This window comes from Neisseria sp. P0021.S007 (assembly GCF_051956855.1).
Window position 1 is genome coordinate 1 of sequence record NZ_JBQCXA010000327.1, and the last position, 816, is coordinate 816.

The 816-nt window shown below is 48.5% G+C and carries 1 protein-coding gene and 1 pseudogene; one reads left to right on the plus strand and one right to left on the minus strand.

Annotated features, from left to right (window positions below; all coding sequences use genetic code 11):
* Nucleotides 1-438 (plus strand): annotated as a pseudogene (locus ACTHUR_RS13130) (ornithine carbamoyltransferase); the annotation flags it as partial.
* A gap of 100 nt (nt 439-538) precedes the next feature.
* Here the strand turns inward: ACTHUR_RS13130 and ACTHUR_RS13135 are convergent.
* Nucleotides 539-816: TraB/GumN family protein (locus ACTHUR_RS13135; RefSeq protein ID WP_440398953.1), on the minus strand; the 278-nt coding region annotated here is incomplete at its 5' end.

Genomic DNA, 816 nt, shown 5'->3' on the forward strand with positions numbered 1-816 from the left:
CCGAAAAGTTTGTGGCCGTCTGAAAACATTACCTAGACGGTGCAGGCTGTTGCTAAAGAGATCGGTGGACGGATTCTGTTGACGGAGAATGTGAAAGAAGCCGTGAAAGGCGTGGATTTTATCCATACCGATGTGTGGGTCAGCATGGGCGAGCCTAAAGAGGCTTGGCAGGAACGTATCGATTTGCTGAAAGATTACCGCGTTACGCCCGAATTAATGGCCGCGGCTGAAAATCCGCAAGTCAAGTTTATGCATTGCCTGCCTGCTTTCCATAATCGCGAAACCAAAGTCGGCGAATGGATTTATGAGACATTCGGCCTGAATGGCGTGGAAGTAACGGAAGAAGTCTTTGAAAGCGAAGCCAGCATCGTGTTTGATCAGGCAGAAAACCGGATGCACACGATTAAAGCGGTGATGGTAGCGGCATTGGGCGATTGAGTTTGGCGCTCAACGCTGCTTACTGCTTCATTTAATAGAGATTAAATAAAGGCCGTCTGAAAGAAAGACTTTCAGACGGTCTTGTTGTTGGATTGGGGGTTTATTGCCAAATCAGGACTTTGGGTTCGGGGGTTACTTGATAGCCTTCTTGACGCAATAGTTCGATTAGGCCTTTTTCGCTGGGTAAATGGGCAATGCCGACAGCAAAGAGGGTGCTTTGTTTGGCCGATTGCTTGCGGATTTCAGGCAACCATGCCAAGTTGCGGCGGATCAGGAGGTCGTTTTTCAGCCAATCGGACATGGCTTTGGCGTACTTGGTATCAACAAGTTTGAGGGTGCGCTGTTCGGTTTCTTCCAAAAGTGGGATGAGTTCTTCAA